The organism is Streptomyces iconiensis (assembly GCF_028657195.3).
In the GTDB taxonomy this organism is placed as follows: domain Bacteria; phylum Actinomycetota; class Actinomycetes; order Streptomycetales; family Streptomycetaceae; genus Streptomyces; species Streptomyces iconiensis.
Genome location: NZ_JANCPR020000021.1, coordinates 22,904 through 41,637 on the forward strand (window position 1 = coordinate 22,904; position 18,734 = coordinate 41,637).

The window sequence follows — 18,734 nt, forward strand, 5'->3', positions numbered from 1 at the left end:
CGCCATGCGGACCGTGATCGTCGGTGCGGGGCCCGCCGGACTCGGTGTCGCCCACGCGCTCGGCGCAGCCCGTACCCCGGCGCGGGACTGTGTGCTGCTGGAACGCGAGGCCGAACCCGCAGGGCTGTGCAGGTCGTTCACGGTGGGAGGCGCGACCTTCGACTACGGGGGACATGCCTTCTTCACCAAGCACCCCGAAGTCGACGAACTCCTCGGCCGGCTCGCCCCGCACGGCCTGTACCGCCAGCCCCGCAACGCCTGGGTCCACTCGCACGGCACCTACGTGCCCTACCCCTTCCAGTCGAACCTGTTCGGGCTGCCCGTCGACGTGGTCGCCGACTGTCTGCTCGGTGCGACACGGCAGGCCGCCGTGCCCGCGGGCGCCCCGCCGGCCCATCTGGCGGAGTGGGTCACCGCGTCGTTCGGCGAGGGCATCGCGCGGCACTTCCTCACGCCCTACAACAGCAAACTGTGGGCGCACCCTCTCGACATGGTGACGCCGCACTGGACCGGTGAGCGCATCGTCCAGCCCGACCTCGACGACATCGTGCGCGGAGCGCTCTCCCGGCGCGAGTACCGCAAGTACCCGAACGCACAGGTGCGTTACCCGGCGCGGGGCGGTTTCAGCGAGCTGTACCGGCCGTTGGGCGAAGCGCTCGGTGACCGCATCCGGCACGACGAGCTGGACCGGCTGGACCTGGCCCGGCGCACGGCGCACACCCGCTCAGGCGCCACGCTGGAGTTCGACACCCTGGTCGCGACCCTGCCGCTGCCCGACCTGGTGGCCCGTACCGCCGACGCGTCCGACGAGATCCGCGACCTGGTCGGGCTGCTGCGCTACAACTCCCTCCACCTGGTGAGCCTCGCGGTCGACCCGGCCAACGCGACGGACAAGCACCGCGTCTACGCGGCCGATCCGGAGATCCCGTTCCACAAGCTGGTGCTCAACAACAACTCCTCGCCCGCGCTCTCCGCCGCTCCCGCCTTCGGCATCCAGGCCGAGGTGTCCTTCTCCCCGTACAAGCCCGTCGCCCGCGAGGGGCTCGTCGACCGCGTCGTGGGCGCGCTGGTCGCGATGGGGCTGCTGCGGACACCCGGGGACGTGCGGGCCGCGGACGTACGCGAGATCCCGTACGCCTACCCCGTCGCCACCGCCGACACGGCACGCGTGGTGACGGCGCTCAGGGAGTTCTACGGACGGCACGGTGTGCTGCTCGCCGGACGGTTCGGGGAGTGGGCGTACATCAACTCCGACAGCGCGCTCCAGCGCGGCCTGGACATCGGCAAGGAACTCGCCCGGTGACCCCAGGCGTGCTGGTGGTCGTGCCGCCCACCGCCGGGCACGTCAACCACGGCATCGCGCTGGCCGGAGTCGTCGGCGCGGCCGGGTGCGAACCGGTACTGGTCACCGGTACAGCCGCCGCCTCCCACCTCGAACGGCTCCGCCCCGGCCACCCCTGGCACTGCCTGCCCAGTCACGACCTGGAGCGGCTCGACCGGTCGGACCCGCGCCGCAGGCCGCACCTTGAGCAGCTGTGCGACCCCGCCCTCGTACGCCCCGCGCTGCGCGACGAACGCGAACTCGCCGACAGGTACGGCGCCGCGCTGGTCATCGGCAAGGACTACTTCGCCGCCGTGCTCGCCGCCGCGGCCCGCGGGATCCCGTACGCGTCCTACTACACCGACGGGATCGAGTCGGTGCTCAACGCCACGTCGCGGCAGACGGTCTCCGACCCGGTGGCGCTCACCCGGCAGCTGCGCGCCGTCGCGGCCGAGGAGTCGATCGACGTCGAACTGGCGCCCGTACCCGAGACGTTGCGCTCCCCGGTGCTCAACATCGTCCGCGGATTTCCCCGCACGGCCGCCGTGTCACCCGGCGCCTGGCAGGCGTACGAGCCAACGGTCGCGTTCGCCGGCGCGCTCACCTACGACGCCTCCCCGGACGAACTCGACCGGTGGACCGCGCGCCTGTCCGGGCTCGAAGGCCCGGTGCACTACGCGACGTTCGGCACCGTCCTGCGCGACCGGAGCCGCTTCACCGCGCTGACCGACGCGGCACGCCTGGTCCCGGGCACCTGGCTCGTCGCCGACCCCGGCGGCGACCTCACGGGTGCGCTGCCGCGCAGTGTCGTCGCCGCACCCTATGTGCCGAACGGCGCCGCGCTGGCCCGCGCGGACGTGGTGATCCACCACGGCGGCTACGGCACCACGCTCTCGGCGCTGCTGGCGGGTGTGCCGCAGCTCGTGGTGCCGGACAACCCGCGCACACAGCAGCGCACCCACGGGCAGGTGCTGCGTGACCTGGGTGTCGGCCGCCTCCTCGCGGCCGGGGACTGCTCGGGCGAGGCCGTGGCGGAGTCCGTCACCTGGCTGCGCGAACCGGACGTCAGGGGCCGGGCAGCACACCTCGCGGCCGAACTCACCGCACAGAGCGCCACCTACCGCGCCGAGTTGCGGGACAGGATCGCGCGGGCGGTGCGCGGATGAGCACCCTGTACGCGGCGTACCCGCGGTGCTTCGTCGCCGTCGCTCCGAGGGAACGGCTGTCCGCCGCGCGGCACTGCCGGCTCTCGGGGGACGCGTCCGCCGGCGTCGACTGGCTCCGGCCCCCGGCGCTCCACGTCACGCTGTGCTTCCTCGGGTGGCTGTCCGCGCGGGAGTGCGCGGCCGTACGCGAGGCCGTCGCTGCGGTGGGCCCGCCGCCGCCCGGCGAGGTCTCGCTGACGGGGGAGATGCGCGTGGTCGGCGGGGAGGAGACACGCAGTCTCGTCGCCGTTGTCGAGCCCGCACCCCAACTCATGCGCTACCAAAGCGAGTTGGCCGGTGCCGTGCACGCGCGACCGGACCGCGGCGACGCCGGGGCACCCTACTGGCCGCACCTGACCGTCGCCAGGATCGCCCCGGGACCGCTGCCCGCCGACACGGCGTGGAGCATCGACCGCCTGGTCCTCCCGATGTCGCCCCCGGGCCTGTTCGCGGGCCGCACGGGCTGGTCCGAGCCCCGCTCCGAGCCTCGCGAGGACGGAGAGGACGGCGAGGACGGCGCCGGGTGCGCGGAGCGCGCGTAGGCGCGCGGTGTCCCCACCCGCACCGGGGGAGCGGGGATCACGCCAGGTGGCCGTGCATCGCCACATAGCGGCGGATCGGGAGTTCCGGGGCGCGCTGGACGGAGTCGGGGCGGAAGACGGCACCCTGCGCCGCCATACCCGCCAGCAGGCTCTCGGTGAGCTGCCGCGCGAGCCCGGCGCCCGGGCAGTAGTGGCGGCCTGCGCCGAACGTGTAGGAGCGGCCGGGCCCGCCCCGCTCGCGCCAGCGCAGCGGCTGCGGGAAGAGGTGCGGATCGAGGTTCGCCGTGGCCAGCCCGACCACCACCCGCTCGCCCGCCTCCAGCCGGTGCGGGCCGATGGTGACCGCCCGTTCCGGGTAGCGGCTCGTGAAGCGGAACGGTGTGGCACAGCGCAGCACTTCCTCGCGGAGCGCCGCCAGGGGGAGGGCGCGCAGGGACGCCGCGTCCAGGTACTCACCGACCGTGCCCAGGGTCGACACCACGGGGTCGTAGGCGCCGGTGACGACCTGCGCCAGGGCAGCGGTTGCCGCGTCGGGGCCGTAGCCCTCCGTGTGCCACAGCGCTGCCAGCTCTCCGAGGAAGGGCGAGCCGGCCGCGTGGCCCCTGCGTATCCCGTCATCCAGCCAGTCCCGGAGCCCGGCGACAGCGGCCAGCGCGCTCTCGGCCCGGTCCCGGTCCAATGCGGGTGTCGCCAGGTCGTGAATCAACAGGGAGCCCAGCTGGATGAGTTCGTCAGCGCTGTCGCCGACAACGGCCGCAACGGCCTCCCGCGCCAGCGGGCGCGCGACACCCTCCATCCAGTCGAACGACGTGCCCCGCAGCGAGGCGAGCCGCCGCGTGGCCGACGCTTCCCACGTGGCACGCAGACGGGCCGTCCTGAGCTGCCCGAGGCCCCGTACGACGGCCTGCCGTACACGGTCGTGGTGGTCACCGTCCGAGAACACGGGCCACTTGGCGAAGAACTCCCGCGTGCTGCGGTACAGATGCCGCTCGTACGGACCGGCCGAGTCCAGCGCGCGTGCCTTCCTCGTGCTCAGGAGAGAGGGGCCCGTCAGCACGCTGTCGGCGTGTGCGGCGGAATAGACGTAGAGGCCGCTGCGCGATCTGAGCAGCGGGCGCTCGGCCACGGTGCGTGCGAGCAGGGGAGTGGCGTCGGCGGAGCTGTGATCGGCGAAGATGTCCATGGAGCGACCGCTCTCGTGGAGGCAGCAGTACCTGGCGCGGCGGTCATGGTCTCAGCCGCCGCCCTGCCGCGGTAGTCGGAAGGCGGCATCTCTTGATCCGCCGCCGTGACCCCGGCCGGGCGCCCGCGTGCCCCGTGCTCGTACCCCGTACCCCGGGCTCAGGCCGTGGCGGTCCGTGTCTTGAGGGGCCCAAGCGCCGCGTGCTCGCATGGAAGGAGCCGGTAGGCGCCGGGTGGGCGCCGACGCGAAGCCGGGTGGGCGCCCTGCCGAGGAGGCCGACATCCCGTGAACGAGCACGCCGATCCCTCCGCCGCTTCCCTGGACACCGTCGAGGGCTGGTTCGACCCCCTGGACCAGGTCCTGTTCGCGTGGTTCCTTGAGCATCAGCGCAAGAGCGGCGTACGCGGCCATCTGCTGGAACTGGGCGCCTACATGGGCAAGAGCGCGATCCTCCTCGGCGGTCACCTGCGCGAGGGTGAGCGGCTGTTCGTCTGCGACCTGTTCGGGGACGACGCCTCGACGCGTGCGAATCAGCGGGAGAACGAGCGCTTCTACACGGGCGTCACCGAAGACGCCTTCCTCGCCAACTACCGGAGGTTCCACGCGACCCCGCCGACGGTCATCAAGGGCGACACCTCGCTCGTACACACCCGTGGCCTCTCGGGGGCATGCCGCTTCGTACACGTCGACGCCTCGCACCAGTACGGCAAGGTGCGGGCCGACATCGGCCTCGCCGAGGACGTGCTCACCGGGGGCCCGGGCATCGCCGCCTTCGACGACTACCGGTCCCCGCACACCCCGGGCGTCGCGCTCGCGGTGTGGGAGGCGGTGCTGAACAGAGGGCTCAACCCCGTATGCTGCTCCCGCGCCAAGCTCTACGGCACCTGGGGGGAAGCGGCGCCCACGCGGGCCGCGCTGGCGGAAGCGGCCCGCGGGTGGAGATTCGCGGAGGTGTTCGAGGAAGACCTCGACGGGCGCGGGCTGCTGCTCGTGAAGCCACACGGAAGAACGAGGCTCTTCGCGCCCCTCCCCACCGGCTCCCCGTGACCCGGAGCTGCCACGGTGAGTTGCCACGGTCTCCCCGGACCCCGCGTGCCCGTCGTGCCGCCGGCTCGCCACGCGCCGTCGGCTCCCGTTTGCCGTCAGCTCTCCATGACCTCGGACTCGCGGGTGTCGCTGCCCACCACACGGCGCGAAAGGCGTGCCAACAGGGGCGGGGAAAAGGCGAAGGCGGAGATCCGGCGCGGGAAGCACCTGCGTACGTCCTCGCGGGGATGGTCCATGTACATCGCGGGCAGGAACTCGTCCACGGGTATGAGCGCCTGCGGAAGTCCGGCCCCCAGGAACTTCTCCGCCGCCTCCCTGCTCAGAACATAGCCACACGTCCAATAGCTGAAGCCGGCGGTGACGAAACCCGGGCCCGCTTCCCTTTCGCGCTCCGGTTCCTCCGGGAACCGCAGCAAATAGAGAAGGCCGGCCTTCGGGTGCCGTTCGAGAAGGGTGCCGATACCCGCGAGAAGGCGGTCGACGAAAAGCGGAGGGAGGCACACATCGTCCTCCAGGACCAGGAAGAACGACGCGTCCGAGGCCACGGCGTCCTGCCAGCAGGCCAGATGGGCGAGCACGCAGCCCACCTCGCCGTACTTCATGGGCCTCTTCCAGAACGCGTTGGTCACCTCGGGCGAGGTCAGATGCCAGTCGAAGAAGCCGTATCCGTCCTGCCGCAGCGCCGCCGCGTTCAACTCACGCCCGTCGAAATTCCGGTCCATGTCGGAGGTGTAGAGGGGACGCAGCGCGGCGGGCACCTCGCTTTCCATGTGCGTACGTCTGTCCCGGCGCCGCGGCAGATTGACCACGTAGGTTCGCAGTTGCCCCGCATCGACGTGCATGGAGTCCCTTTCGGGTGCTCTCGGTCGGTCCCGTCGGCGCATTCATGGTTGGGGCGGCGGAAATCGGCTGTCAAGAGGCGCGGCCCCGTATGCGGCCCCGTATACGGAGAGGCGCGGGCCCCGCACGTATACGGGCGCTCCCGGCCGGCAGCGCGCGAACTCCCGCCCCACGCGCCGCGTGACCCCTACATTCTGAGAGGCGGAGCCGAGCGGCCCCGCCGAGGGCGAACAGGACGACACCACCGGACGAGGGGACGGACCGGACATGCCGACCGGGACACGGAACGCGCGGCCACCCGCGCTGGTCCCTCTGCTGCGCGGCCCGCTCGGCGCACACCGCGCCGGCCTCGCCGCGCTCGTCGCCGTGCAGGCCGCGCAGTCGCTCGCGTTGCTGCTGCTGCCGACGCTCTACGCCGACGTCATCGACCACGGCGTCCTCACCCGCGACACCGGCCGCGTGCTGCGCCAGGGCGGCCTGATGCTGGCCGTGACCCTGGTGCAGATCGGCTCCGCCGCCGCAGCCGTCCACCTCGGGGCGCGGATCGCCATGAGCGTCGGGCACGGGCTGCGCGCCCAGGTCTTCGCCCGCGTACAGCGCTTCTCGGGCCGCGAGATGGCCAGGTTCGGGCCCGCCTCCCTGCTGACCCGTACGACCAACGACGTCCAGCAGGTGCAGATGCTCGTCTTCACCGCGCTGACGCTGTCGCTGGCCGCGCCTTTGACGGGGCTCGGCGGCATCGTGCTCGCGCTCGCGCAGGACGTACCGCTCTCCCTCGTCCTGATCGTGGACATCCCGCTGCTGGTGGCCGTCATCGGCTTCGTGATCAGCCGGATGGTGCCGCACACCAGGGCGATGCGGCAGCGCCTCGATTCGGTGAACCGGGTGCTGCGCGAGCAGATCACCGGCGCCAGGGTCGTCAGGGCGTTCGTACGGGAAGCCCACGAGCGGCGCAGGTTCGCCGAGGCCAACACGGGGCTCGCGGCGGCGGCCGTACGCGCCGGGCGGCTCCAGGTGTTCTTCGGCGCCACCGCCACGCTGATCTCCACCCTGGCCTCCGTCGTGGTCGTCGCCTTCGCCGGGCCCCGTATCGCGGAAGGGAACCTCGAACTCGGCTCCCTGATCGCCTTCCTGAACTACCTGGCGCTGGTCCTCGCCTCGGTGATGGTCGCGATGACCGTCTTCATGATGGCGCCGGGCGCCAAGGTCAGCGCCGCCAGGATCGGCGAGGTCCTGGGCACCGAGCCCGCCGTCGCGGAACCCGCCGACCCGGCACCCGCGCCGACCGGACCGGGCCAACTCGACGCGGGCGGCGTCACGTTCCGCTACCCGGGCGCCGAGGAACCCGTGCTGCACGGCGTCGACCTGATCGCGCGCCCAGGACAGGTCACCGCCGTCGTCGGCTCCACCGGCAGCGGCAAGACCACGCTCGTCCACCTCATGGCGCGGCTGCTGGACGCCGACTCCGGCACGGTGACGCTCGACGGCACCGACGTACGGGCCATGCGGCGCTCCGACCTCGCGGCTGCCGTCGGCCTGGTGCCGCAGCGCGCGTACCTGTTCTCCGGCACGATCGCCTCCAACCTGCGCTACGGCGACCCAGAGGCCGACGACGACGAGCTGTGGCACGCGCTCGGCGTCGCCCAGGCGCGTGACTTCGTCGCCGCGCTGCCCGACGGGCTCGACACCGCCGTGGGACAGGGCGGCGGCACCGTCTCCGGAGGGCAGCGGCAGCGGCTGGCCCTCGCCCGCGCCCTGGTGGCCAAGCCGCGCTGCTACCTCTTCGACGACTCCTTCTCCGCCCTCGACACCGCGACCGAGGCGGCGCTGCGTGCGGCGCTGGACGAGGAGATCGGCCACACCACCCGGCTCGTGGTCTCCCAGCGGGTGGCAGCGGTCCAGGACGCCGACCGCATCGCCGTCCTCGACTCGGGCCGGATCGAGGCCACAGGCACCCACGCCGAACTGCTCGCGGCGAGCCCCGTCTACGCCGAGATCGTCACCTCGCAACTGACCTCCCCGGAGGCCGTATGAGCACCCGAGGGCGCCCGGCACGCGGCGCCGTCGCGTTCCGCGCCACCGCGCTGCGCCTCCTCGCGACCCTGCGCGTGGACAGCACCCGCCTCGGCGGCATCGCCGCACTCGCGGTGACAGGCGTCGGCATGACCGTCCTCGTTCCCGCACTCCTCGGCGAGGCGACCGACACGGTCGTCGACGGGATGCGCGGCGACGGCATCGACTTCGCCCCGGTGCGCGCCACCCTGCTGCTCGCGGCCGGACTCACCGTCTGCGCCTGGCTGTTCCAGGTGGCACAGGGACGGCTGATCGCGGACGTGGTGCAGCGCATGGCCTACCGGCTGCGCGAGCGGACCGAAGCCAAGCTCTCCCGGCTGCCGCTGCGCCACTTCGACACCCGCTCGCGCGGTGACGTGCTCTCACGCGTCACCAACGACATCGACAACGTCGGCCAGACCCTCCAGCGCGTCTTCGCCCGCGTACTCGGCTCGCTCCTGCTGATCGCCGGCACGCTCGTGATGATGTTCCGGATCTCGCCGCTGCTCGCCGCCCTCGTACTGGCCGCCACCCCGGTGACCGTGCTCGCGGCCCGCGCGATCGGCCGCAGGGCCCAGCCGCAGTTCGCCCGGCAGTGGGCGGCCACGGGAGCGCTCAGCGGGCACGTCGAAGAGATGTACACGGGGCACGAGGTGGTCACCGCCTTCGGCCGGCAGGAGGAGACGGCACGCACGCTCGCCGACCACAACGACGAACTGCGCGCGGCGAGCGTCAGGGCACAGTTCGTCTCCGGCCTCATCGCACCGGCCACGACGTTCCTCGGCAATCTCACCTATGTGCTGGTGGCCGTCGTCGGCGGTCTCCGGGTGGCCGCGGGCGCGCTGACCATCGGCGGCATCCAGGCGTTCATCCAGTACGTGATGCAGTTCAACCAGCCGGTGACGATGCTCGCTTCCCTCGCGGGACAGATGCAGTCAGCCGTTGCCTCGGCCGAGCGCGTCTTCGAACTGCTGGACGCCGAGGAGGAACCCCCCGACCCCGTGACCGCCGCCGCGCTGCCCGCACCGGTCACCGGCCGGGTGGTCTTCGACGCCGTCTCCTTCCGCTACGAGCCGGACGAACCGCTGATCGAGGACCTGTCGTTGACGGTGGAGCCAGGCCGTACGGTCGCGATCGTCGGGCACACGGGCGCCGGCAAGACCACGCTGGTCAACCTGCTCCTGCGGTTCTACGAAGCGGAAGCGGGACGGATCAGCGTGGACGGCACCGACATCACCACGCTGCCCCGCGCCGAGCTGCGGCGCACCATCGGCATGGTGCTCCAGGACACCTGGCTGTTCGGCGGCACCGTCGCCGAGAACATCGCCTACGGCCGCCCGGACGCCTCCCGCGAGGACGTCGTCGCCGCGGCCACCGCGGTGCACGCCGACCGTCTGATCCGTACGCTCCCGGGCGGATACGACACCGTCGTCGACGGCGAGAGCGGGCTGAGCGCCGGGGAACGGCAGTTGATCACCATCGCCCGCGCCTTCCTGCTCCGGCCGGCCATCCTGGTGCTGGACGAGGCCACCAGCTCCGTCGACACCCGTACCGAGATGCTGGTGCAGGACGCCATGGCCTCGCTGCGGCGGGGCCGCACCAGCTTTGTGATCGCGCACCGGCTGTCCACCGTGCGCAGCGCCGACACCATCCTGGTCATGGAAGCTGGCCGGATCGCCGAACGCGGCACGCACCACGAGCTGCTGGCCACCAAGGGCCCCTACGCACGGCTGTACGCGGCCCAGTTCGCGCACCGGCCGGCGGCGGAGCCCGGCCGGTGGCCCGGCTCAGGCCCCGACGGCACCGCGCGTTCGGTACGGACGTGACGCGGGAGCCGCCGCCCGAAGGGCGAAGGACCCGCAGGACATCGGCTCACAGCAACCGCGGGCAATCGGCCCCGGGACTCGCGGAGGACCGGCTCAGGCCCGGCTCACGGTGCGGGTTCGAGGACGATCGCCTCGTGCACGGTGGTGCGGTCGCGAGGCACCTCCGCTTCGGGCAGCGCGCGCAGCGCGTCGATCGTCGGCTGGACGATCTCCCGCCACTCGGTCTCGCCCACGTCCTGGAGGCTGGAGAAGTTGCGCCGCTCGATCTCGCGCGCCATGGCGGCGGGGGCGTGCTGGTAGGTCTGCGGCAGGTCCCGCCTGTCCGTCTGCGTGAAGCCGCACTTCTCGGCCAGCCTGAGCAGTTCTCCGGCGCCGCCCTTGTCCGAGCGTTCGCCCAGCAGCCGCACCTGCATGGCGTACACCAGTTGCCCGATCGCGTCCTCGCGGGGCCGGTTGTTCGCGGGGACGACCACCAGCCGTCCACCCGGCCGCAGCACGCGCCGGACCGCGGCCAGCGCCGTCGGCACGTCGGAGGCCAGGTGCAGCATCCAGACCGCGTAACAGCCCGCGAACGAGGCGTCCTTGAACGGGAGACGGCAGACGTCGGCGAGGGCGATCCGGCCTGGCAGCCGGTCGCGCGCGTAACCGAGCATGCCCGCCGACACATCGACGCCGCAGACGTCACGGCCGCGCCGCGCCAGCGCGCCGCCCACCAGCGCCGTGCCCACGCCGAGTTCCAGGAGCGGACCGTCGCCGAGCAGTTCGTCCATGACGCCGGCGAACTGCTCTCCTCGCTCCTCGCCGCCTCTGCTCCTGTCGTAACGGTCAGCGATCTTGTCGAAGGGTGCGGTCGCTTGAGCAGACATGGCAGCCATGACTATCACTGGCGCGATCGCGACACAACAATTGTTCCGCCGGGACACTCTCTGGTGTACTGGACGGGTCAACTGGCGCTTGAGGCACGTTAGTTGGGGGAACGCGTGGTCGAACTGACGGGGCCGGTGTGGTCACGGACCACTGATCTGGACTTCATGCGGAGCGACGGCCGGGGTGACCACCCGTCACGTCAGGTCGTGACACAGAGACTGGGTGAGTTGTTCGACGGGTCGTTCAGCCTGCTCGATTGCGGCGTCATGTCGGGCGTCACGTACGACGACCTCCGGCGGGCCGGGCTCGCCGTCGACTACACGGGCGTCGACATGAGCGACAGCGTGCTCGCCGACTGCCGCGAGCGGCGGCCCGAGGCGACCTGGCGCCGGATGAACGTCATGGATCTGGCCTTTCCCGACGCCTCGTTCGACGTGGCCCACTGCCGGCATGTGCTGGAGCACCTCCCGTACTACGAGACGGCCGTACGGGAGCTGTTCCGTGTGGCACGCCGTTATGTGGTGCTCTGCTTCTTCATCGTGCCGAGCGAGCCGGAGCGGCTGAGCCGGCGCCCGGCCCTCGACGGCTCGGGCTATGTGTGGCTCAACCAGTACGCGCCCGGCCCGCTCGACCACCTGCTGCGGTCACTGGCCACGTCGGTCGAGGTGATCGACGTTCCCGAGGCCAGGCGGCCGAACCGGGTCTACGTCTGCGCCACCTCATGACCACGGTCGTGACGGGTGCCTCCGGCTTCATCGGCCGCGTCCTGTGCCGCGAACTCGTCGGCGCCGGGCACGAGGTGGTGGCCCTCGACCGCGTACCCCCCGAACCGCTCGGAGGGGTCGCCGAGTTGACGGTCGACCTGCTCGCCGACGACGGCCGGATCGACGACGCGCTGGCGGAAGCGACCACCGTCTTCCACCTGGCGGCACGTGCGGGCGTACGGGATCCGCACCCGGATAGCGCCCGCCTCCAGCACCGCGACAACGTCCTCGCCACCGAGCGGCTGCTCTCCCGGGTGCGGCACAGGACACACGTGGTCTTCACGTCCTCGTCGAGCGTCTACGGCGGCTGCAGGGGCGCGCGTGCCAGCGCGGAGGGCGACCCGCTGCTGCCGCGCGGCAGCTACGCGCGCAGCAAGGTCGCGGCCGAACGGCTGTGCCGCCAGCGGTCGGCCGTCTGCGGCCGGACCACCGTCGTACGGCCCTTCACCGTCGTCGGCGAGGGCCAGCGGGACGACATGGCCCTGCGCCGCTGGATTCACGCGGCCGTGGCCGACCGCCCCCTCACGGTCTTCGGCTCGCTCCACAGGACCCGCGACTTCACCGACGTACGGGAGGTCGCCCGCGCGCTGATGGCCCTCGCCGAACGCGGGGTCGACGACGTGGTGAACGTGGGCACCGGCAGCCCGCGCCGGCTGAGCGAGGCCGTCGCCGCCATCGCCGAAGTGACCGGCACACGGCCCGAGGTCGAGGTGGTGGAGGCCCGCACCGACGAGGTCCCCCACACCCGGGCCGACATCACCCGCCTCGTCCACCACACCGGCGTACGCCCCCAGCTCGACCTCCCCTCCGTCATCCGCCGCATAGCCGCCGACGTCCCCACCCCCGGCACCCGCACAACCCCCTGACCGGGGACGGCCGGTGGCGAGTGGCCGGTGACCTGCGGGGGAGAGGCGCGGGTGGTGGTGCTCCGTATGATGTCCGCTCATGGTGAGCTTGTGTGAAAAAGGGGGATCATGCGGCGCATTCTGTGTCTGTTCCTGGCGTTCTGCGGGTTGATGGCTGTCCTGTCGGTGCCTTCTGCGGCGGCGGGCAAGGCCACGGAGGTCTCGGCGGACGCGGAGGCCGTGGCCAAGTCGGCGGGGCAGAAGTGGGCTCTCAAGTCGCTGTCCAACGGCAAGTACGTCTCCGTCGAGATGGAGGACAGCGGCAAGTACGAATGGCGGCTGCGCGCCCGCGCGGACAGCGCCGGTGCGGGGGAGCGGTTCACGCTGCACACCAATCACGCCGCGAGGACCATGGGCCTGCGCTCCGCCTCCACCGGCTTCTTCGCCACGGCGGAGTTCTCCGACGCGGACGACCGCAAGGGGATGCTCAGGGCACGCGGCGGCACGCTCGGCAGCTGGCAGCAGTTCCAGCCGGACTTCACGAAGCTGTCGGACGGCGCCTATCAGGTGACGTTCAAGTCGGTGGCCACCGGCCATGAGCGCGAGTACGTCGATGTCGGCGACGACGGAACCCTCGCCGCCAGGTCTTCCGCGCCGGGACAGCGGGCCCAGTTCGCGCTGGTGCCGGTGCGGGGGACGGCCAACGACAGCCCGCCCGCGCCCCGTTCGGCCCCGGCAGGCGCGCTCAACGTGATGACGTGGAACGTGTGCGCCAACAACACGAACTGCCACTGGACGAACCGACTGGCCGGGTACAAGGAGCTGAACTCCCAGATCAAGGGGCGGCTCAAGGACCCGCAGGGCGGCGGGCTGCCCGATGTCGTCCTCTTCCAGGAGTTCTGCGAGAAGCACGCCAAGCGCGTCGAGGAGATGCTGGAGGAGTCGACCGGCCGCGGCTGGAACGTCAGGTTCGCGCCGATCCACCGCCGCGAGGGCGGTCCGCTCATCCAGACGCAGTGCAAGATGGCGGGGCCCGAGGGCGGCAAGCTCGACCGCGGTGCTTACGGCGTCGCCCTCGCCGTTCCCGATGACAACGTGTGGTACCAGCGCTTCGACTTCACCTCTCCCTCGGACAAGGAACAGCGCACCGCACTGTGCGCCGCGCTGCCTTCGCGCGCCGTGATGGCGTGCACCGGGCACCTCAGCGCCGGCAAGGGGTACGACGACGAGGACGGGAGCGTACGCCGCACGCAGGCCGTTGAACTGCGCAAGCTGGCCGACGGCTGGGCAGCGCGCGGCTACCGCCCGGTCTTCGGCGGCGACATGAACCTCGTCCCGCCCTACCCGGAGGCCGACGTGGACAAGGGCGGGCCCAGCGATGCGCTGAACCCCGTGTACGACCGCTACCTGGAATGCGACCAGAAGAGCCCGGACGCGCCGCGTACGGGTGCCCCGACCGCGAACGGCAGCGGTGGGGTGCCCACCAGGAAGCTGGACTACCTCTTCGGCCCGAACTCGGCCTCTTTCAGCCGCTGTTCCGTATCCGCCACCTCCGGCCTCTCGGACCACTGGACGCTGTACGGCACCCTGTCGCTCCCCGCGACCTGATCGACCCGCTCCCGGGCGCGGCCTGATCCGCCACCGGTCTGATCCGCCACCGGGCAGGGCGCGTGGGCGAGGGCGTCGCGCGAGGCGGGCAACGCTCCTAGGTTGTGGGGGCGAGAACAGCTGAACGAAGCATGGGAGGGCGAGGGCGCATGACCGACAGTCCCGACAGGGCGGACACGGGCGAACGGATCGACACCACGGTGGCGCATTCGGCGCGGATCTGGGACTACTGGACCGGCGGCAAGGACCACTACGAGGCCGACCGGCTGGCGGGCGACAAGGTACAGGACGTCTTCCCCGGCATGACCACCCTCGCGCGCGTGGGGCGGCACTTCATCGGCCGCACGGTGCGGTACCTCGCGGGGGAAGCCGGCATCCGGCAGTTCCTGGACATCGGTACGGGGCTGCCGACCGTGGACAACACCCACGAGGTCGCACAGCGCGTGGCTCCCGGGTCCCGCATCGTCTACGTGGACAACGACCCCCTGGTCCTCGCCCATGCGCACGCCCTGCTCACCAGCACCCGGGAGGGCGCGACCCGTTACGTCGAGGCCGATGTGCGGCAGCCGGAGAAGATCCTGGAGGCCGCAGCACCCACCCTGGACCTGGACAAGCCGGTCGCGGTGATGCTGATGGGCATCCTCGCGCACGTGTCCGACTACGACGAGGCACGCGCGATCGTACGGCGCCTGATGCGGGACCTCCCGCCCGGCAGCCACCTGGCGGTACGGGACGGCACCAACACGGACCCCCTCTACGTGAAGGCACTGGAGGGCTACAACCGCAGCGGCGCCGTCCCCTACGTACCCCGCAGTCCCGAACAGGTGGCCGGGTTCCTCGACGGCCTCGAACTGGTCGAACCCGGCGTCGTCTCCTGCCCACAATGGCGCCCCGAGGCACCCGAGGTCGGGCCGCGCAAGGAGGTCTCCCTGTACGGAGGGGTCGGTCGCAAGCTTGCCGGGGGGCCTCTCCTGGGGGAGTTCGGGAGGACGAAGTGACCGCCAGGGCCTACCGCATGTCGTACGCCGATCGTGACATGAAGGGGCAGGCCATCCGGGCCCGCAGCATTGAGCGATTGATGTGTGTAGCAGGTGGAGTGCAGGCGCCGGCTGGCGGCGGCGGTGAGGTCGGGGTCGATGTCCAGGTGCCAGGCCCCGTCATCACCAACGAGGAAGTCCAGGGCCGCGTACCGGAGTTCGAAGAATCCCACGAGGGCGCCGGCGCCGCGCGCCACCGTCTCGGGCACCTCGCACACTCTGTAGGTGCAGGCGCCGTAGTCGCGGCGGAAGTCGATGCTCGCGGCTGGGGAATGGGTATGGATCTCGGCGGCGAACAGATGGCCGTCCACGGCGGTGAGCCGTACCTCGTACGCCTTGTCGATCCACTCGGAGAAGTGGTGCGCCGTCGCAGCCACCGCTTCGGTGATCTCATCCGCGCAGACCTTCGATGTCCACGAGGCGTACGTCCTGCCCCCGTGGGTGGTGGGCCGCCGCCGACGCTCTTGTAGGCGGCGAGGCCGCCGGGCAGGGAGGCCACGAATCTCCTGGCCGCGGCCGGGTCGTTGGTCACCATGGTCAGCGGAATACGCAGGCCGCACCGCGCTGCCTCGGCCAGCGCGCGGGGCCCGGACCCGGCGGCGGCGTTGGCGCGCGGGCGGTTGACCCATGTGCAGGACAGAGCGGACAGCACGCCACCGAAACCCGCGCTGGCCTCGGCCGGCGCCCACCTCTCGACGTCGGCCGGCATCCCAGCGGCGGGCGGTCACTCTTTGTCGGTGCCGCCGTCGTCGGTGAAGATCTGGTTGTCCTCCTTGGTCTGGGTGACCGTCTGGGCCGAGCTGCCCATGGACGGGCTGTCGATGAACGGGTCGCCGGTCGCGGCCACGACGGTGAGCTGCTGCTCGGGGCTGTAGGCCAGGGGCCCGGGCCAGGCGGGGGGCGCCGTCTCCCGGCCAACGCCCGCTTGCCCTGTTGCTCACGCCTGGGTAGTCCTGCTGCTCACGCCTGGGTAGTGGGGGGAAGGGCCGCAGATGGTCTCCGTTCTGAGACGGCTGTGCGTGCCGGGACCTGCTGGCGCTCCCTCGCGGACCGCCCCGACTCCTGACCGCCGACACGCGAACTCATCGCGCCGCAACCGTCGTTACCCGCGACGACGTCAGATCCGGCGCGCTGCGGTCGCGCGCCCGTGCGGCGGAGCCGCATGTGTTACCGACCCGCGGCTCTTGTGGGGCGCGACTTCCGTGGCGGGGGGCCGGGGCGGTTCAGGGGTGGGCGAGGGGTTTGTGGAGGATGTAGTTGAAGCCGAACTCGGTCTCTGTCTCCCGGACATCGGTGTAGCCGAGCTTGAGGTAGAAGTGGTGCGCGGTGATGCTGGCGCCGGTCTCCATGTGACCGAAGCCGTCGCGTGCGGCCTCGGCTTCGATGTGTTCCATGAGTTGGCGGCCTATTCCCCGTCCGGCCAGGTCGGGGTCGACGAACATCGAGTAGATCGTGTTGCCTTCCCGGGAGACGGTGCCGAGGACCCTGGTGTCCTCGGCCACGGAGATGAGGCGGCTGCGGGACAGTTCGGTGAACCGCTCGGCCGTGAAGTGCGCGCACATCTTGTCGATGATGTGAGCCGGGTAGTCACGGCTGTTCACCTCCCGCAGACAGCGTCGGACGATCTCCGCCACGCGCGGGGCATCGCCGGGACGGAACGGCCGGACTCCGATGGTCATGGCGTCTCCTCGTAGGTGCTCGTCGACAGTGCTCGCGAGGAGAACTCGCTACAGGTGCTCGCTCGCAAGATCCGAATGTCTCAGACGCGCCCCGCCGGTCATCGGCCGGTGCCGGGACCCACGAGTTGATCCGCGTCCGCGACGGTGTGCAGCATGTGCGCGCTCACCAGCGGAGTCCGGTTCCGCCGGCGGTGCTGGGCGTGGACGTCAGAGGCTCGGGTGGCGGTGGGTCGGCCGGCCGTCGACCGCCGTGAGCAGGACGGGGAGTTCGGGCAGTTCGGTGGCCGGCGTGGTGAGCGGGTTGTCGGCGAATACGGTGAGGTCGCCGCGGTGGCCGACGGCGAGGCGGCCCGCCTCGTGCTCCTCGCCTGCCGCGCGTGCCGGGCCCAGCGTCATGCCCTGGAGGGCCTCCAGCGCCGTCAGCGCCTGCTCGGGCCCGTGCGGCGGCTCGGTGAGCGCGCGGGAGGGGCGGCGGTGGCGGGCTCCCGCCATGACGGCGAGCGGGGGGTAGGGGGCGATGGGCCAGTCGGAGCCGAGCACGACCGTGGCTCCCGCGTCCCACAGGTCACGGCAGCGCCAGGCACGTGCGGCACGCTCCTCGCCGAGCCGCCGGGACCAGTTGTCGGTGTGGTCGGCGCGCGTGAAGTCGCAGCAGTGCGTGGGCTGCATGGACGCGACGACATCGAGCTGCGCGAAGCGGCGCAGGGCGTCGTCCGGCACGGTCTCGATGTGCTCGATCCGGTGCCGGGCCCCGCGGCCCTCGCCGCCTCCCTCAGCGAGCGCCTTCTCGACGGAGTCGAGCGCGTGCCGCACGGCCGCGTCACCGATCGCGTGCGTGGCCGTGGGCACCCCGGCCCTGTGGAGCGCTCCGACGACCCGGGTGTAGTCCTCCGGGTCCGGCCAGAAGGCGTGCGCCGACTCGCCGTGACAGTCGGGGTGTTCCAGCCAGGCTGTGCCGTTGTCGATGGTGCCGTCCATGAAGAGCTTCACGCCCTCGGTCCGCCACAGCCCGCCCCCTGCGCCCTGCTGCGCGATGAGCGCGCGCAGCGCGTCGGGGTCGGCGCCCGGCTGGCACCAGGGCGCGACCCGCAGCCGCACCGGAAGTTCTCCCGCCGCTTCGAGTTCGGCGTAGAACGCGAGGCTGTCGCCCCCCGCGTCCATGGCGTGGCCTCCGGTGATCCCGGCGGCTGCCATGCCGCGCAGCGCGGTGGAGAGGAGGGCGCGGCGCTCCTCGTACGTGGGCTGCGGCGCCGCGCGTTCGACGAGTGCGCAGGCGGCGTCCTCCAGGAGCAGCCCGGTGGGCCGTCCCGCGTCGTCGCAGACCACCTCGGCCGCCTGGTCGAAGGTCCGCGGCCCGTCGACGCCCGCGAGTTCGAGGGCACGCGGGGACGCCAGCATCGAGTGCGCGTCGAAGAGCCGGAGCAGGGCGGGTACGCCGTCGAGTACGGGCACGAAGGCGGCGGTCTCCACGGCACGCTCACCGAAGACGTTCGGGTCGAGCCCCCACCCGTGCAGCCAGTCGCCGGGCGCGAGCGTACGCACCTCACGGGCCAGTGCCTCGCGCACCGCGTCGAGGTCGCCGCAACCCGACAGGTCGAGTCCGTGGGTGAGTTCGGCGCCGTGGACGGGGTGGAGGTGCCCGTCCACGAGGCCGGGGGTGACAACGGCTCCGCCGAGGTCGACGACCGTCGTCGAGGCGTTCGCGAGCGCGCGTACCTCGCGGTCGTCGCCCAGGGCCGAGACCCGCCCCCCGGAGACGGCCAAGGCCGTGTCCGGCAGGAAGTCGCCGGTGGCCGGATCGAGCAGACGGGCGGAAAGCAGAACGAGACTGGCGTGCACAGTGCCTCCTTGAGTGGACTGGTCAGTTCGTGCGGCGGACTGCTCGACGCGGGGGCCGCTGGTGCTGCGGGGCCCCGCC

At 71.9% G+C, this 18,734-nt stretch carries 16 protein-coding genes; 10 read left to right on the forward strand and 6 right to left on the reverse strand.

Annotated features, from left to right (window positions below):
• Positions 1–4 precede the first annotated feature (4 nt).
• From NMN56_RS21350 to NMN56_RS21360, 3 genes are read left to right on the forward strand one after another with little or no spacing between them, the layout of a single operon-like run.
• Complete coding sequence (locus NMN56_RS21350; protein ID WP_274041989.1) at positions 5–1,303, forward strand: protoporphyrinogen/coproporphyrinogen oxidase; 1,299 nt, start codon at positions 5–7, stop codon at positions 1,301–1,303.
• Positions 1,300–2,487, forward strand: coding sequence for a glycosyltransferase (locus NMN56_RS21355; protein ID WP_274041990.1), 1,188 nt, complete (start codon positions 1,300–1,302; stop codon positions 2,485–2,487). The genes NMN56_RS21350 and NMN56_RS21355 overlap by 4 nt, the downstream gene beginning before the upstream one ends.
• Positions 2,484–3,068: a 2'-5' RNA ligase family protein gene (locus tag NMN56_RS21360; protein WP_274041991.1), complete on the forward strand. Its 585-nt coding sequence runs from the start codon at positions 2,484–2,486 to the stop codon at positions 3,066–3,068. Before NMN56_RS21355 ends, NMN56_RS21360 begins: the two co-directional genes overlap by 4 nt.
• A 37-nt stretch (positions 3,069–3,105) precedes the next feature.
• Here NMN56_RS21360 and NMN56_RS21365 read toward each other — a convergent pair whose 3' ends face one another.
• On the reverse strand, positions 3,106–4,251 hold the full coding sequence (locus tag NMN56_RS21365) for a cytochrome P450 (protein WP_274041992.1): 1,146 nt from the start codon (positions 4,249–4,251) through the stop codon (positions 3,106–3,108).
• Between the two features lie 285 nt (positions 4,252–4,536).
• Between NMN56_RS21365 and NMN56_RS21370 the strand changes: the two genes are divergently transcribed.
• The gene (locus NMN56_RS21370) at positions 4,537–5,298 is read left to right on the forward strand and encodes a class I SAM-dependent methyltransferase (protein ID WP_274041993.1); all 762 of its coding nucleotides are present in this window, start codon (positions 4,537–4,539) and stop codon (positions 5,296–5,298) included.
• A 95-nt stretch (positions 5,299–5,393) separates the two neighbouring features.
• On the opposite strand, the gene NMN56_RS21375 is transcribed toward NMN56_RS21370, so the two are convergent.
• A complete protein-coding gene (locus tag NMN56_RS21375) occupies positions 5,394–6,140 on the reverse strand; it encodes a glycosyltransferase family 25 protein (protein ID WP_274041994.1) in 747 nt (248 codons plus the stop codon).
• A 265-nt stretch (positions 6,141–6,405) separates the two neighbouring features.
• Between NMN56_RS21375 and NMN56_RS21380 the strand changes: the two genes are divergently transcribed.
• Positions 6,406–8,172, forward strand: coding sequence for an ABC transporter ATP-binding protein (locus NMN56_RS21380; RefSeq protein WP_274041995.1), 1,767 nt, complete (start codon positions 6,406–6,408; stop codon positions 8,170–8,172).
• Positions 8,169–10,016: an ABC transporter ATP-binding protein gene (locus NMN56_RS21385; RefSeq protein WP_274041996.1), complete on the forward strand. Its 1,848-nt coding sequence runs from the start codon at positions 8,169–8,171 to the stop codon at positions 10,014–10,016. Before NMN56_RS21380 ends, NMN56_RS21385 begins: the two co-directional genes overlap by 4 nt.
• 104 nt (positions 10,017–10,120) lie before the next feature.
• Here NMN56_RS21385 and NMN56_RS21390 read toward each other — a convergent pair whose 3' ends face one another.
• On the reverse strand, positions 10,121–10,882 hold the full coding sequence (locus tag NMN56_RS21390) for a class I SAM-dependent methyltransferase (protein ID WP_274041997.1): 762 nt from the start codon (positions 10,880–10,882) through the stop codon (positions 10,121–10,123).
• 207 nt (positions 10,883–11,089) lie between these two features.
• Here NMN56_RS21390 and NMN56_RS21395 point away from each other — a divergent pair, with 207 nt between their 5' ends.
• The 4 genes from NMN56_RS21395 to NMN56_RS21410 all read left to right on the forward strand — a co-directional run bounded on the left by NMN56_RS21395 (position 11,090) and on the right by NMN56_RS21410 (position 15,098).
• A complete protein-coding gene (locus NMN56_RS21395; protein WP_274041998.1) occupies positions 11,090–11,608 on the forward strand; it encodes a class I SAM-dependent methyltransferase in 519 nt (172 codons plus the stop codon).
• Positions 11,605–12,513: an NAD-dependent epimerase/dehydratase family protein gene (locus NMN56_RS21400; RefSeq protein WP_274041999.1), complete on the forward strand. Its 909-nt coding sequence runs from the start codon at positions 11,605–11,607 to the stop codon at positions 12,511–12,513. The genes NMN56_RS21395 and NMN56_RS21400 overlap by 4 nt, the downstream gene beginning before the upstream one ends.
• Before the next feature lie 108 nt (positions 12,514–12,621).
• A complete protein-coding gene (locus tag NMN56_RS21405; RefSeq protein WP_274042000.1) occupies positions 12,622–14,100 on the forward strand; it encodes an endonuclease/exonuclease/phosphatase family protein in 1,479 nt (492 codons plus the stop codon).
• A gap of 149 nt (positions 14,101–14,249) precedes the next feature.
• Entirely contained in the window at positions 14,250–15,098 is an 849-nt protein-coding gene (locus tag NMN56_RS21410) for an SAM-dependent methyltransferase (RefSeq protein ID WP_274042001.1), read from the forward strand.
• A 763-nt stretch (positions 15,099–15,861) separates the two neighbouring features.
• Here NMN56_RS21410 and NMN56_RS21415 read toward each other — a convergent pair.
• From NMN56_RS21415 to NMN56_RS21430, 3 genes are all read right to left on the reverse strand, one after another.
• Positions 15,862–15,984: a hypothetical protein gene (locus tag NMN56_RS21415; protein WP_274042003.1), complete on the reverse strand. Its 123-nt coding sequence runs from the start codon at positions 15,982–15,984 to the stop codon at positions 15,862–15,864.
• A gap of 376 nt (positions 15,985–16,360) precedes the next feature.
• A complete protein-coding gene (locus tag NMN56_RS21425; protein ID WP_274042004.1) occupies positions 16,361–16,816 on the reverse strand; it encodes a GNAT family N-acetyltransferase in 456 nt (151 codons plus the stop codon).
• Positions 16,817–17,023: 207 nt separating this feature from the next.
• Entirely contained in the window at positions 17,024–18,655 is a 1,632-nt protein-coding gene (locus NMN56_RS21430) for an amidohydrolase (protein WP_274042005.1), read from the reverse strand.
• Positions 18,656–18,734 lie beyond the last annotated feature (79 nt).